Here is a 15,005-nt window from a genome sequence, read left to right as displayed (position 1 = left end):
CCGCCCCGACGGCCCCGTCCACGTCGACGCTCAGCGCCGGTTCGGACAGCGGCATCCTGGGCGATGGACTGACCAAGGTGAACACACCGGTCATCACCGGCACCGGTGAGGCCAACGCTACCGTCAAACTCTACGACACCGATGGCACCACCCTGCTGGGCACTACCACTGCCGACGGCTCGGGCAACTGGAGCATCACCAGCAGCACGCTGGCCGATGGCAGCCACAGCCTCACCGTCAAACAGTCCGATGCCGCCGGCAATGTCTCCGCCGCCAGCAGCAGCCTGACTGTCGATATCGACACTCAAACACCAAGTTTTATCAAGCCGGGTAGCGACCGTACCGAGGTCAATGAGTCCCTGACTGTCCAGTTCAGTGAACCCCTCAGCAAAGCCTCCCTGCTCGACAAGGTCTATCTGAAGGATGTCTATGGCCATAACCCGGTCTCGGTGACCGCATCGATCAACGATAGCGGTGAACTGGTACTGACTCCGGATAAACTGCTCGCCTTCGAGACCGCCTACTATGTCAGCTGGGACGCAAACGCGCTGCTTGATGCCGCAGGCAATGCCGTCAGCGCCCTCTCTTCAGACAAAGACGTGACCTTCCTCACTGTCAGCGATCCGACCCCACCGATCACGGATCAGGACGGCGTCGATGACGTTGTTGAAAATGACGCCCCCAGCCTGCCTGATGCCAATGGTCAGGTCGCAAAAGGCGACGGCAATGGCGACGGCATTGCCGACAGTCTGCAAACCAATGTCAGCTCGGTCGGCTTCCTCGACTCTGAAACGGCCGAAAGCAATCCTGGCACCGCCGAGAAGATTTATGTCACCCTCGTCGCCGACTCTGTCGACGGCAAGAGTGACAGCAATGCCAGTGCAGCGCTGAGTAACGTCAAGCAGCTCGACAAACCGGCAGATGCCCCCGCCGACCTCTCCATGCCGCTGGGCCTGATTGCTTTCCAGGCCGATGCCGGCACGGCAGGTGCCAGCAAGGACTTCAGCCTGTATGTCGATGGTAAGGTCAGCGTCAACGGATACTGGAAACAGATCGGCAATGACTGGGTCAACCTGGCCAGCGCCGAGTTTGGCGGCAAGATCGTGACGGAAGGCGGCAAGACCCGACTGGACTTCACTATCGAGGACGGTGGACAGTTTGATAACGACGGCAAAGCGGATGGGGTTATCACTGACCCGGGCGCCATCGGCTTCCGTAGCGGCAGCAGCAGTGACAGCGATCGTGACCAGTTCCCTGACAGCCTGGAGGCCGCCAATGGCCTGCAGGTCGGGGTGAAGGACAACGATGTGTTTGCCAGCAGCAAATTCTTCGTGATGCAGCTGTACCGTGACACCCTGTTCCGCGAAGCCGAGTCCGATGGTCTGATCTACTGGCAGAAGCAGCTGGATAGCGACACATTGAGCCGGGCACAGATCACCAGTGCCTTCCTCGATTCGGTCGAATTCCAGACCGGTGCAGGGGGGATCAGCCGTCTGTATCTGGGTGCCCTGGATCGCCTGCCTGACAACGATGGTCTGGGCTACTGGGTTGATCAGTTCCAGCAAGGCAAGACGCTGGCGCAGATTGCTACGGACTTTGTGAACAGTACCGAGTTTGGTAGTCGCTTCGAGACCCAGAGCCTGGATAGCTTTGTCGACCGTCTCTACCAGAACGTGCTCGGCCGCCAGGCGGATGCTGACGGCAAAGCTTACTGGGTGCAACAACTGGAGAAGGGACAGAGCAAAGGCAATGTCGTGCTGGCCTTTACCGAGTCGGCCGAGTACAAGCAGGCTACAGACGCCAAGATCAGCATTGCTCTGGACTATGTCGGTCTGCTGGATCGGGCGCCTGAGCAAGCCGGTTTCGACTACTGGCTGGGTCGCTTGCAACAGGGAACGCCGGAGATTGACATCATCCAGCACTTCCTGAATGTGCAGGAGTATCACGACCGATTCTTGCCGTAATAAACCAAAGCCCCCGTCCATTCCTGGCGGGGGCCATTTCTCCCAAATCAACCTCGCCTACGCCATATAAACAGTCTGAATGCCGGCGCTGGAAACACAACGAATCAACCGCACATGACCTGAATATCACCAATCCAGCGATACATCCATGCAGGGCGCACTGCTACAGATCACCCAGTAATGAGGAAAAGTTTGCTCATGTGCCAGAGATTACTGAGCGGCTTTGCCCAGCCCAAGTTACAGCCCCTCTATTGCAAGTATTACAGCCAACTGGCACCGAAATGCCATGCATCGGGAGTCTACAAAATAGCTACGGCGTAGACATGCACAGAGCGGATTGTCAGATGCTTATTACCTGTTTTATACCTGTTGACAAAAATCTGGCTGCGTTAGTGCCGATGGCGGTTTATGTTGCTGCTTTTGCGGTGTTTATCCGCTTGATGAGTCTTGGTTTTCAGGTGGGATGATGGTGCGATTGCTGACTTTTGTTATGCCTCTTGTTTCGGTCATATTGCTGGCTGCCTGCAGCCAGACGCGCTCCCCGGATGCACTGCCGCCTTTGGGGCAGACCGACTTTGCCAGCTATCAGGTGCAGACGCGCGATTGGCTGCGCAAGCATCGCGCTTTTGTCGGCAGCAGCCGCGAGGCGGAGCTTGGCTATAACAGCCCGCAGCAATGGCGGCCAGACGGTGTGCCGCGTGGCGGGGTGTTGCTGGTACATGGCTTGGGTGATTCGCCGTTTTCATTCAGCGATCTGGCGCCCAAGTTGGCCGCAGACGGTTTTCTGGTGCGCACGGTGTTGCTGCCGGGGCATGGCAGCAAGCCGGCTGACCTGATTGTGGCCAACCTTGAGGATTGGCAAGCGGTCGTCGCGCAGCAGACCGCACTGCTGCAACGCGAGGCCGGGCCGGTCTGGCTGGGCGGCTTTTCTACCGGTGGCAATCTGGTGATGAAAGAGGCGATGCACAACGACGAGGTGGCTGGCGTATTGCTGTTTTCGCCGGGCTTCAAGTCAGATAGCCGGATCGCCTGGCTGGCTCCCTTGGTTGCGCCGCTGCGCCCCTGGTTGCGCGAGCCGGAAGGTAGCAGGGCGCAGCAAACGCCGGTGCGTTATCTGAATGTGCCGACCAACGGCTTTGGCCAGTTTTATCGCAGCAGCAGTGTTGCGCGCGAGGCGTTGGCCGCACACGCCTACCACAAGCCTGCGCTGATGGTGCTGGCCGAGCATGATTCGGTGCTGGATGTTGCCTACGCGCGCGAGCTGTTTCACAGCCGCTTCACGCATCCGGCCAGCCGGCTGATCTGGTACGGCCGCACGGCGCTCGAAGGTGCTGACAGTCGCCTGCTGTGGCAGAGCGACTACCTGCCGCAGCAGCGCATCAGCCAGTTTTCGCACATGTCGGTGCTGTTCTCGCCGGACAATCCCTTATATGGCAGAGACGGTAGCCTGCGTTTTTGCCAGAACGGACAGGACGAAGCAGCCGACGCGGCTTGCCGGCAGGGCCAGCCGGTGTGGTATAGCGACTGGGGTTATCGCGAGCCGGACAAAGTGCACGCGCGGCTGACGTTCAACCCCTATTTTGACTGGCAGCTGCAGACGCTGCGCGGGGTGATGCAGGCAAGTGCGCCTAAAACCGCCCCTAGCGTGTCAAAGCAGGTTTCGTTCAGCATACAGTTGTCAACCCATCCCTGACTACAGAAACCCTTAAACAAGAAGCCACCAGATACGATATTTGGTGACTTCTTGAATTACCATTAATCAGATTTACAAACCCGCAACCGCTGCAGAACAGGCAAATCCTGCTCCAGAAAGTTGCTTGCTTGCTTTCTTAACTCGTCAAGATTATCAGCCTCACTCTCCAGCACCTGTCCTTGACGAACCAGCTTCTGCTTTCTGGCAGACAACTGCTGCCAAACAGATTGCGCCAAAGCCTCTGCCGTACGAATGCCAGCATCCCAATAGTGCAAGAACTTCATCGCATAGTCACTGACAGCCACCCCACCTCCGATAACAGGACTCACCAAAGTCTGATATTGGTTGCCATCTCGCCCCCTCTTCACCAACTCGGCATTGAGCGCATGGCAACTCGAAAGACAAGCATCACTTATCTCTTCGTCCTGCAGCAATACCACATCATTCTTGGCAACCAGCATGACCAGAATTTCGCGCAACTGTGCCATATTCAGCTGACCTTCAAGACGCTGCCTTAATTGTTCAAGTGTATAAGGCTGGTGATCCGACAATATATCCAGTACCGGATTATACAGTTCGGTTTGCAACCCTCCCTCTCCGAGCGCGCCTCTTGCCTTGAATGTAATCCGCTCCCGGGGACTGACAAGCAGCACTCTCAGCTGACCACTCAAATCATGAAGCTGGCTATCACTTAACTCTTTGCGCCCCTTTACCCAATAATCACGCCTGAACTGCTGATTAATCATGTAGTCCCGCATAGTTTCACGAAATACTTCATCCTCGACACTCAATAGCAAACCCTGCTGATCGGGCTTGAGATTGATCGCATCAAACATATCCATCAGATTGGCAGAGCACGCATACTGAAGCTTGGCCTCGCCAAGCCAGTCGGCCACCTCATGGAAGTACATCGGCTGCCAATCCTGATTAAAGTATTCATGCGCCAGATACTGCCTGTTGTGTGCTTTCATTTGACGGAATCTGTCAGCCAACTGTGGCAATGCCACAGCAAAACCAGGCTCAGTCGCCAACAACCTTTCAGCAAAGCCGATAGCCGCATTAATACGGCCGGCCATATTGCTCCCCGGCGCAGTCAAACGTTCACTGTAGCCATGCAACAGTTCTCGCATGGCTGAAAATCCGCCCCAACCCGGCAAAGTGTTATAGCTGATATAGACAACACCTCCAGGACGAAGGTGCTTACGCAGCAAGGACTGGATATGTCGGCGATTGTCATCGGAAATCCAGCTCCATATCCCATGCAGGCCGATAAAGTCGAATTGCGGCAAATCATCCCGGGCCACAAACTCGGCGAAAGCTTCATCGCTCAGATGAGCACGATCATGGCCGGCACTGCTGGCCAAACCTTGAGCATGAGCCGCATGCGTTGGATTGAAATCACTCCCCCACCACTCCGTACCACTGGCGGCAGCATGCATATTGATGCTTATCCCCTGACCAAAGCCCAACTCACATGCATGCCTGACCGTCGGAAAATCCAGACGTTTATGCAGAAAGGCCAGCTTGGCCAATTGCGGATTCAACTCGCGGTAATAGCCATAGGTGTAAGCCAACTCCGAAACATAACCATCAGACCAATCTGCCATTTGCCACCTCTCGTGCCTAATCCGTAAATTTCAATCAGCTTATCTCAGTAACTGCCTTGGATATTACGCGAAAACTTTAATTGATAAAGCATTCACCACAACATCCATAACCAAGAAATGCACCGGTCACTACGCCTATCGAACAACTATTTAAAAATCAGTCGCATAGCAAAAACAAAAGCTGCCACACATGCCTCCGGCCGGATCCGACCATCAGCTTGCAACCAGCAATCCCGGCACCGCGACAAGCCATCTCGCCAATGACATAAAACTTCATTATCATTGCCGCCGGCATTTACCCCGCCTCCTTTCCGGCTTGCGGCCAACCCGCTGGCCGGCCACCACCCAATCGGACAAAGCCGAAGCCGGAGCCTGCATGAAGCTGATTACCACCCTGACCCTGTTTTGCACCCTGCTGACACCCCTCACCAGCCCGGCACAAGACAAAGCCGATACGGCACCGGCGATTGCGGCGGCGCAAGCCTGGTTAGCTGAAGTGGATGCGGCCAACTACGCGCGCAGCTGGGAGCTGGCCGCCAGCGAATTCCAGGCCGCCATCGCACGGCCGGACTGGGTCGCCAGCCTGCAAGCCGTGCGCAGCCCGCTGGGCGCGGCCAGGCAGCGCCAGCTGCTGTCGGCGCAATACACGCTGAGCCTGCCGGATGCGCCGGCCGGCGAATATGTGGTGATCCGCTTCAAGACCGACTTTGCCAACAAGGCCGCTTTGCTTGAAACCATTACGCCGAAGAAAGACACTAGCGGACAATGGCGGGTCTCCGGCTATTTCATCTACTGAGCACCTACAACCTCAAGCCGCGGCCAGTCGCGCTTGCACTGAACGCAGCATCCCGCCACGCCTCCGGCCCATGCCGTGCAGCATGCGGCCAACGTTGGCCGCAAGGCCTCTGCTATACTCGCGCCTTTCGAATCGACCGTTCTTTATCGCCGCATGAGCACGCCCACCCTGCCTGAACTCGAATCCGCCCTCGCCTCCTGCCTGATCCGCGACCGTCACAATCTCAAGCGCAAGCTGCAGGATGCGGCGCAGCGTCTGAAGAAAAAACAGCCAGCCGATCGCCTGCTGGCCGATGTCGCCGCCCAGATCGCCAAATCCGCCAGCCGCGCCGCGGTGCGTGCGCAGCATATGCCGCGGTCAACATTTGACGATGCCTTGCCGGTCAACCAGAAGCTGGACGACATCAAGGCGGCGATCGCTGCCAACCCGGTAGTCATCATCTGCGGCGAAACCGGCTCGGGCAAAACCACGCAGATTCCGAAAATCTGTCTGGCACTCGGCCGTGGTGTACATGGGCTGATCGGCCACACCCAACCGAGAAGGTTGGCCGCACGTTCGGTGGCGACGCGTATCGCACAAGAGCTGGGCAGCGAGCTGGGTAACCATGTCGGCTTCAAGGTGCGCTTTAACGACAAGCTGTCGGAGCGCTCCGTCATCAAGCTGATGACCGACGGTATTTTGCTGGCCGAAACGCAGACCGACCGTTACCTCGAAAACTACGACACGATTATCATCGACGAGGCGCACGAACGCAGCCTCAACATCGACTTTCTGCTCGGCTACCTCAAGCAGCTCTTGCCGCGCCGGCCGGATCTGAAAATCATCGTTACCTCGGCCACCATCGACGCCGACCGTTTCGCCAAGCACTTCAACAATGCACCGGTGATCGAAGTCTCCGGCCGCACCTATCCGGTCGAAGTGCGTTATCGCCCGCTGAAGCAGCGCGACGAAGACGAGCGCGAAGTGGAAATGGAAGATGCGATTGTCGAGGCGGTAGATGAAATCTCGCGCCACGGCGCGGGTGACATTCTGGTGTTCCTGCCCGGCGAGCGCGAAATCCGCGACACCGCCGACAAGCTGCGTCGTGGCGGCATTCGCCATTACGAAATCCTGCCCTTGTTTGCGCGCCTGTCCAACGAAGACCAGCAGAAGATTTTCAAGCCCTCCGGCGGCCGCCGCATCGTGCTGGCCACCAACGTGGCCGAGACCTCGCTGACCGTGCCGGGCATCAAATACGTGATCGACACCGGCCATGCGCGCATCAAGCGCTACAGCCCGCGCGCCAAGGTCGAGCAGCTGCAAGTCGAAAAAATCTCGCAAGCGGCGGCGCGGCAGCGTGCCGGTCGTTGCGGCCGTGTCGAGGCCGGCGTGTGTATTCGTTTGTATGACGAGGCCGATTTCAACTCGCGTCCGGCGTTTACCGACCCCGAAATCGTGCGCTCCAGCCTCGCGGCGGTGATTCTGCGCATGGCCGCGCTGCGTCTGGGCAAGGTTGACGAATTCCCCTTCATCGAGCCGCCGTCCAGCCGCCTGATTGCCGACGGCTATCAGGTGCTGCAAGAGCTGGGCGCGGTTGATCTCGAGATGCAACTGACCAGCATCGGCAAGGAGCTGGCGCGTATTCCGGTCGACCCCAAGGTTGGCCGCATGCTGCTGGCCGGCCGCGATTACCAGTGCGTGCGCGAGGTGCTGATCATCGCCGCTGCGCTGTCGATCCAGGACCCTCGCGAGCGGCCGTTCGAAGCGCGTGAAGCCGCCGACCGCGCGCAGCAACGCTTCAACGACGAGAAATCGGACTTCCAGTCCTTCCTGCATTTGTGGGATTTCTTTGCCGACGCGCTGGCCAACAAGGAAAGCAATCGCCAGCTGGTGAACCTGTGCCACAGCCACTTCCTGTCGCATCTGCGCATGCGCGAATGGCGCGAGCTACATGCGCAGCTGGCCGATATCGCCAGCGATATGGACTTAATCAGCCGCGACGCTGCCCATGCGCCGGCCACCAAGCCCGACGCCAGCACGCTGAAGAAAAAGGCGCAGGCCGAGCAGCTGGCTTACGAGAAGCTGCACAAGGCACTGCTGACCGGTCTGATCGGCAATATCGGCATGAAATCGCAAGAGAGCGACGACTACAGCGGTGCACGTGGCGCGAGCTTTCTGGTCTTCCCCGGCACCGGTCTGAAAAAGGCGCGGCCGAAGTGGATCATGGCCGCAGAGCTGGTCGAAACCACCAAGCTGTACGCACGCTGCGTGGCCAGCATCGTGCCGGAGTGGGTAGAAGAAGTTGCGCCGCATCTGGTCAAACTGCATCACTTCGAGCCGCACTGGGAAAAGAGCCGTGGCGAAGTGGTGGCCAACGAGCGCGTGACGCTGTACGGCCTGACACTGGTGGCGCGCCGCCCGGTCAGCTATGGCCGCATTGCACCGGAAGAAGCGCGCGAGATTTTCATTCGCGGTGCACTGGTGGCGATGGAATACGTCAGCAATGCGCCCTTCTTCCAGCGCAATCAGCAACTGATCCGCGACGTCGAACAGCTGGAACACAAGGCGCGCCGCCAGGACGTGCTGGTGGATGAAGAGGCGCTGTTTGCCTTTTACGCCGAACGCATTGCGGCCAACGTTGTTGATGCCGCCAGTTTTGAAGCCTGGCGCAAGGAGGCCGAACAGCAAAATCCGAAAGTGCTGTTCCTGACCCGTGACGAGCTGATGCGTCATGCCGCCGAGCATGTGTCGGAAAACCAGTTTCCCGAATACCGCGAGATCGCCGGCGCGCGTTGCCGCCTGCGTTACCGTTTCGAGCCTAATCATGTGCTGGATGGCGTGACCATCGACCTGCCACTGGCCGCGCTGAACACGCTGGAGCCGGCAGAATTCGAATGGCTGGTGCCGGGTATGATCCGCGACAAGCTGCAGGCGCTGATCAAGGGCCTGCCCAAGCAGATTCGCCGCACCTGCGTGCCGGTGCCGGATTTCGTGACCAAATTCCTGCAGACTGAGCCGGACAGCAGCAAGCCGATTGCGCCGCAGCTTGCGCATTTCATCCTGCGCCACACCGGCGGCATCAAGGTTGATCCGCTGGAATTCGACACCATGGAACTGCCGCCGCATCTGGTGTTCAACTTCCGCATCATTGATGACGGCAAGCAGGAAATCGGCATGGGCCGCGACCTCGTCGCGCTGCAAAAGCAGTTCGGCCAGGCGGCGCAGCTGACCTTCCGCGACACCAGCGCCGAATTCGAGCGCGATCATGTCGAGGCTTGGGACTTTGGCGAGTTGCCGCAGGCGATCCAGTTTGCGCGTGGCCGCCAGCAGCTCACCGGTTTCCCGGCGCTGACCATCGAAAAAGACGACAAGGGCGAGCATGTCGCCATCCGCCTGTTCGACACCGAGCCTGCGGCCAACCATGCGCATCGCCAGGGCGTGGTGCGTCTGCTGCAATATCAGCTCAAAGAGCATATGAAGCAGATGAACAAGGGCCTGCCCGGCATGACGCAGATCGGCCTGCAATTGCGCGCCATGTGCAATGTCGATGAATTGCTGCAGGACGCGATTGCCGCGATTTGCGACCGCGCTTTCATCGGCGATGACGAGGTGCCGCGCAACGAAAAGGCCTTCAATGATCAGAAAGCGCGCGCGCGTACCCGCTTGCCGGCGGTGACGCAGGCGATTACCGGCTATCTGAACCAGATTGCCGGCGAATACCAGCCGCTGGCGGCCAAGATCCAGAAGCACCGCCTCGGTTTCGAGCTGAAACAGCAACTCGACCGGCTGGTTTACAAGGGCTTTTTGAGCGCCACGCCGTGGAGCCAGCTGCCGAATATTTTGCGTTATATGAAGGCGATGAGCCTGCGCATGGACAAGCAGCCGTCCAATGCCCAGCGCGACGGCCAGCGCGGCGCGGAAATCCGCGACTTGTGGGCAAAGTGGGAAGCACGGGTGGCCGAAGAAAAAGAACGCGGCCAAGCTTCTGCCGAGCTGCTGGCCTTCCGCTGGCATATCGAGGAGCTGCGCGTCAGCCTGTTTGCCCAGGAATTGAAAACCCCTTACCCTGTGTCGCTCAAACGATTAATGAAGATCTGGGACGAGCTGCCGCCCATGCTGCGCTAAACCGGACAGCCACACACAAGCAAGATGGAAGACAACAATAACAAGCCGCCGCTAGAGGGCGTGCTGCAAGTCGGCGAGGCCACGCCTACCGATATTTACAGCAAGAATGGCCTGCTGCTGCTGAAAAAGGGGCATTACATCCTGCATGAGGATCAGCGCGAACGCCTGATCCGCATGGGCACACCGCATGCGGCCAGCCAGCTGCCACCGGTCGAGCATGATCCAATCCGCCTCAGCCGCGACTTCAGCCCTTTCGAGGAAATCCAGTATGCCGAGCGCCATCTGGATTACATTCTCGGTGCCGGGCTGGAGGTGCAGCAATTCGAGCCGCGCGTGCGCGCCCTGGCCTCGCGCCTGCTGGCGCTGACCGAACAGGCGGCCGATGGCATGCTGGCCAGCATGTTGCTGGTGCCGCTGCGCAATTACTCGTCGGCACACAGCGTGCACGTCGGCATCATTCTCGCGGTGCTGTCGCGCCGCATGAGCCTGAGCGAGACCGCGCGCAGCAGCCTGTTATGTGCAGCGCTGACCATGAATATCGCGATTGCCCGGCTGATGGACGATATGTACCACCAGCGCAGCCCGTTGTCCGATGCCCAGCGCAGCCTGATAGACAGCCATCCGCTGATGTCGTCGGCGATTCTGCGCGAGCTGGGTGTCGAGGACGAACTATGGCATCTGCTGGTACAGACCCACCATGAAAAGTGGGATGGCCAGGGTTATCCTTACGGCCTCAATCGTGACAGCATCGAGTCACTGGCCCACCTTTTGCACCTGACCGACATCACCGCCGCCAAGCTGGTGCCGCGCAGTTATCGCGCCGCCATGCGGCCGAATATGGCGCTGGCGCGTATTTTCCTCGAAACTGAGGCGAGTTTTGATCCACAATTCAGTCAGCTGCTGGTCAAGGAGCTGGGGATTTACCCGCCAGGTTGCTTTGTCAGGCTGGCCAGTAACGAAATGGGTGTGGTACTCAGCCGGCGCGAACGGGCCAACGAGCCGTGCATTGCCGTTCTGCGCGGCAGCGACGGCACGCCGTACAACAAACCGCAGCTACGCGAAAGCAGCCAGCCCGAGCACCGTATAGTAGCCAGCATCGAACAGAAAGAAATCGGCATCCGCCCGCAGTATCTGGCCAAATTGTGGCAACGCAATGCCGGTAATGTCAGACACTTACGCTAACGCATGCAGCAGAACAAGCCATGAGCGAAAACAGCAAAGCCAAACTGCACGCCAGTGATATCGCCGTCGGCAAACGCCTGCCGATGGATGTCTACCACAAGAGTGGCGTCCTGCTGGTCAAGCAGGGTCACTACGTCCTGACTGACGACCAGAAGCGTCGGCTATTGCTGCAAGGTGAAGTCGACAAAGATGTGCAGATGGCGCAGGCCGAGCGCGAGCTGCGCGAAAAGCGCGAGAAGCAGGCCGAGCAGGAAGAACGCGAACGCAAGGAACGTGAGAGCCGGCTGATCAACCCGCTGGCCGAGCTGGATTCGCTGGCGCACAAGATGCGTGGCCTGCTGCATCATTATTTTCATGTTCACAAATTCGAAACCCAGATCAGCCACGTTGCATTGCGCCTGCTGCTGCTGGCTGACAAGCAGCCCGACGGCCTGATTGCCGCCTGCCTGCTGGTGCCTTTTCAGGACTACGGCAGCATGCATAGTCTGCATACTGCGGCGATTCTGGCCGTGCTCGGCCGTCGCCTGAAGCTGCCTCCAGCCGAAATGCAGGTCTTGCTGTGCGCAGCGCTGACCATGAACATCTCGGCCAGCCAGCTGCATACCGACCTCAGCAAGCAGCATGACAAGCTGACAGATGACCAGCGCAGCGAAATGTATGGCCACCCGCTGCTGTCTTCTGCGCTGTTGCGCGATCTGGGCGTCGAGGATGATCGCTGGCACTTGCTGGTGCAACAGCATCATGAAGAGTGGAACGGCAGTGGCTACCCCTATGGCCTGGTGAAAGAAGAAGTTGACCCGGGCGCCCACCTGATCCGCCTGACCGACGTACTGACTTCGCTACTGGTGACCCAGGCCCATCGCGCCGGTCGTCTGCCTTCGATTGCGCTGGGGCGATTGTACAAGGGCGAATTCAGTGAGTTTGACCCGCGCTTTGTGGCGCTGCTGATCAAGGAGCTCGGTATTTACCCGCCGGGCAGCTTTGTCCGGCTGGCCAATCGCGAAATCGCGGTGGTTACCCATCGCCCGGCCGAAGGCGCCAATCAACCGCGTGTCAGCGCGGTACGCAGCGCCAATGGCGAGGTGTTCGGCGAACCGCTACCACGCAATACCCGACAGTCCGAATATGCGATCGCCGAGGCAGTCTCATTGAAAGAGGCAGGCATTCGCCCCGCTTTCCTGATCAAGATCTGGAATGTCTGAGCGACAGCCAGCCAATTCGTGACCGCAGCAAAATTGCGCCGAGGGAGCCGCCAGCAGCAGCATCCTCGGTTTTCAGCCTGAACGCCGGCATTGTCACAATTCTTTCAGCATAAACAGCCCGACTTGCACAAGCCCCTCACCCTGCAGTTAGAGTAGCCGGCCACCCTGTCGAAAGCTGCCGTCATGACTTTGCTGCCTGCCCGCCTGCGCGCCCAGCCACCCGCCCTGCTTTTCCTGATCCTGGCCGATCTTTGCGCCATCCTTGCCATGGGTATCGGTTCGGTTGCCATGAACTGGTGGATTGTGACTCATGGCAATGCCAGCGAGCTGGCACTGTTCAATATCAGCGCCGCTACATTGATGCTGGCCGTCACCCTGTTCGGCTCCGGCCTCGGCGATCGTTACTGCAAGGCAAAACTGATGGTGCTCGGCACGGCACTGGCCGCCGTCTCCGGCATCATGCTGGCGCTATACGCCAGCTTTGCCGATTACCACATCCTGCCGCTGATCCTGCTGTACAGCCTTGATATCATCGGCTTTGCCATCGTGATTCCGGTCAGCAGCAGCATGGCCGCCGATCTTGTCGGGGCCGACAAACTTACCGAAGCACTGGCCATTCAGAAAAGCGGCCAGTCCACCGGACGCCTTGGCGGCTTCACTCTGGGCGGTGCGCTGGTCGCCGCCTTGAGCATTCCGATGGCGCTGGCCATCTGGGCCGGCATGATGGTGTTTGCCACCATTGTTGCCATGAAAATCCCTCGCGCTACAGTCCCGCACCTTGCGGCCAACGTTGGCCGCAAGAGCCTGCTGCACGATGCCTGGCTTGGCCTGCGTGCCCGCTGGCAGATTCCGCTGGAACGCTACTGGAGTCTGTATGCCATGGTACAGATGGCACTGTTCATCCCCTGTATCGGCATGCTGCTGCCCCTCCACATTCACCAGCTGGGGCTGAATGCGCAGTGGCTTGGCCTGGCCGAGGCCATGCTCGGCGGCGGCATGTTGCTGGGCGCGCTGTGGATTGCCCAGCCACTGTCCCGACGGATAGGCCGCCTGCGCGCGGCAGTGATGGCGATGGGTCTCAATGGTGCCGCGGCCTTGCTGATCGGCCGGTCCGGCATGGGCTGGACAATTACGCTGGCGATGCTGGTCATCGGCTGCAATATGTCGATCAGCCAGCTGATCGGCCAGACCCATCGCATGCTGGCGGTGCCGGATGATTTTCGCAGCCGTTTTTCGGCTACCAATCTGATGATTGCCAACCTCAGCGCGATTGGTGGCCAGAGCCTGGCAGCCGCCCTGTTGTTGTGGCTGCCGGTGTCGCAGGTGTACCAGCTCTACGCGGCGATCATCTTCGTCATGGCGCTTTGCTTCCCGCTGCTGCCGGATCTGCGCCGCATGCTGGCCTTGAGCCACGACGAGGTCAAAGGCATTTATCTGCGTGAACACCCGCAGGCCTTTGCCAGCGGCAAAATCACCAATGCCCGCGCCTGAATGAAAAAGGTTGGCCGCAAATATTTGCGGCCAACCTTTAATGACTCAGCGACTCCGGCTGCTGACATCCGGCTTAGAAACTGTCCAGATCTTTCTCTGATGGTTCGAATACGCTGGAGGCTGGGCCGACAATCTGCTCGTCCGGCTTGAGAATCACCAGATTCTTGTCCGGATACGGCAGCACAGACAGGAAGTGACGCAGGCAGTTAAGACGCGCACGTTTCTTGTCATCAGATTTGATAACCGTCCACGGTGCATCGGCAGTATCGGTGTGGAAGAACATCGCCTTTTTCGCCGCCGTGTAATCGTCCCACTTGTCCAGTGACTGGATATCGATAGGCGACAGCTTCCAGTGTTTGAGCGGATCATCGCGACGCGAGATGAAGCGGCGCAGCTGCTCGTCGCGGCTGACCGAAAACCAGAACTTGAACAGATAAATGCCACTGTTGACCAGCATGCGCTCCAGCTGCGGCGTCTGGCGCATGAATTCCAGATACTCCTGAGGCGAGCAGAAACCCATCACCCGCTCGACACCAGCGCGGTTATACCAGCTGCGGTCAAAGAACACGATCTCGCCGGCGGTCGGCAGATGCTGGATATAACGCTGGAAATACCATTGACCACGCTCCTGCTCGGTCGGTTTTTCCAGTGCCACCACCCGTGCACCGCGCGGATTCAGGTGTTCCATATAGCGCTTGATGGTGCCGCCCTTGCCTGCCGCATCGCGCCCCTCGAACAGGATCACGATCTTCTGACCGCTCTCCTTCACCCAGCTTTGTACTTTCAGAAGCTCGACCTGCAGCAAGGCTTTCTGCTTCTCGTACTCGGCACGCTTCATGCGGTTCTTGTACGGATAGCCGACCGGCAGCGGTGCCGTGGTGCTGTCTTCGGCCGTACCATGCGGCGCATGCGCTACCTGCATCGCCACCGGCTCGTGACTGACGGCCTCGATTTCGCGCACGGCGA

At 59.0% G+C, this 15,005-nt stretch carries 9 protein-coding genes; 7 read left to right on the top strand and 2 right to left on the bottom strand.

What is annotated here, in order from left to right:
- A partial coding sequence (locus ACZ9W6_RS05765) for a DUF4214 domain-containing protein (protein WP_465190113.1) occupies positions 1-1,964 on the top strand: 1,964 nt, incomplete at its 5' end.
- A gap of 490 nt (positions 1,965-2,454) precedes the next feature.
- Positions 2,455-3,657 (top strand): alpha/beta hydrolase, encoded by a 1,203-nt coding sequence (locus ACZ9W6_RS05760; RefSeq protein WP_465190112.1) that lies wholly within the window; start codon positions 2,455-2,457, stop codon positions 3,655-3,657.
- A gap of 62 nt (positions 3,658-3,719) precedes the next feature.
- Here the strand turns inward: ACZ9W6_RS05760 and ACZ9W6_RS05755 are convergent, their stop codons facing one another.
- On the bottom strand, positions 3,720-5,264 hold the full coding sequence (locus ACZ9W6_RS05755; RefSeq protein ID WP_465190110.1) for a methyltransferase regulatory domain-containing protein: 1,545 nt from the start codon (positions 5,262-5,264) through the stop codon (positions 3,720-3,722).
- 376 nt (positions 5,265-5,640) lie between these two features.
- On the opposite strand from ACZ9W6_RS05755, the gene ACZ9W6_RS05750 reads away from it, so the two are divergent.
- The 5 genes from ACZ9W6_RS05750 (at position 5,641) to ACZ9W6_RS05730 (ending at position 14,039) form a co-directional block, all read left to right on the top strand.
- The gene (locus ACZ9W6_RS05750) at positions 5,641-6,060 is read left to right on the top strand and encodes a DUF4019 domain-containing protein (RefSeq protein WP_465190109.1); all 420 of its coding nucleotides are present in this window, start codon (positions 5,641-5,643) and stop codon (positions 6,058-6,060) included.
- Positions 6,061-6,213: 153 nt separating this feature from the next.
- Positions 6,214-10,164, top strand: a complete 3,951-nt coding sequence (gene hrpA / locus ACZ9W6_RS05745) for an ATP-dependent RNA helicase HrpA (protein ID WP_465190125.1) — start codon at positions 6,214-6,216, stop codon at positions 10,162-10,164.
- 24 nt (positions 10,165-10,188) lie between these two features.
- On the top strand, positions 10,189-11,346 hold the full coding sequence (locus tag ACZ9W6_RS05740) for an HD-GYP domain-containing protein (RefSeq protein ID WP_465190108.1): 1,158 nt from the start codon (positions 10,189-10,191) through the stop codon (positions 11,344-11,346).
- Positions 11,347-11,366: 20 nt separating this feature from the next.
- On the top strand, positions 11,367-12,548 hold the full coding sequence (locus ACZ9W6_RS05735) for an HD-GYP domain-containing protein (RefSeq protein ID WP_465190107.1): 1,182 nt from the start codon (positions 11,367-11,369) through the stop codon (positions 12,546-12,548).
- A 183-nt stretch (positions 12,549-12,731) separates the two neighbouring features.
- The gene (locus ACZ9W6_RS05730; protein WP_465190106.1) at positions 12,732-14,039 is read left to right on the top strand and encodes an MFS transporter; all 1,308 of its coding nucleotides are present in this window, start codon (positions 12,732-12,734) and stop codon (positions 14,037-14,039) included.
- A 73-nt stretch (positions 14,040-14,112) separates the two neighbouring features.
- Here the strand turns inward: ACZ9W6_RS05730 and ppk2 are convergent, their stop codons facing one another.
- Entirely contained in the window at positions 14,113-14,961 is an 849-nt protein-coding gene (ppk2, locus tag ACZ9W6_RS05725; RefSeq protein ID WP_465190124.1) for a polyphosphate kinase 2, read from the bottom strand.
- Positions 14,962-15,005: the final 44 nt, after the last annotated feature.

Source organism: Vogesella lacus, from assembly GCF_979366295.1.
The sequence above is the reverse complement of the archived record's forward strand: the minus strand, read 5'-3'. Positions and strand labels throughout refer to the sequence as shown.

Coding starts and splice junctions, on each gene's coding strand:
- ACZ9W6_RS05740 (WP_465190108.1), top strand. CDS start 10,189: ATGGAAGACAACAATAACAAGCCGCCGCTAGAGGGCGTGCTGCAAGTC.
- ACZ9W6_RS05730 (WP_465190106.1), top strand. CDS start 12,732: ATGACTTTGCTGCCTGCCCGCCTGCGCGCCCAGCCACCCGCCCTGCTT.
- ACZ9W6_RS05760 (WP_465190112.1), top strand. CDS start 2,455: ATGCCTCTTGTTTCGGTCATATTGCTGGCTGCCTGCAGCCAGACGCGC.
- ACZ9W6_RS05735 (WP_465190107.1), top strand. CDS start 11,367: ATGAGCGAAAACAGCAAAGCCAAACTGCACGCCAGTGATATCGCCGTC.
- hrpA (WP_465190125.1), top strand. CDS start 6,214: ATGAGCACGCCCACCCTGCCTGAACTCGAATCCGCCCTCGCCTCCTGC.
- ACZ9W6_RS05750 (WP_465190109.1), top strand. CDS start 5,641: ATGAAGCTGATTACCACCCTGACCCTGTTTTGCACCCTGCTGACACCC.
- ppk2 (WP_465190124.1), bottom strand. CDS start 14,961: ATGCAGGTAGCGCATGCGCCGCATGGTACGGCCGAAGACAGCACCACG.
- ACZ9W6_RS05755 (WP_465190110.1), bottom strand. CDS start 5,264: ATGGCAGATTGGTCTGATGGTTATGTTTCGGAGTTGGCTTACACCTAT.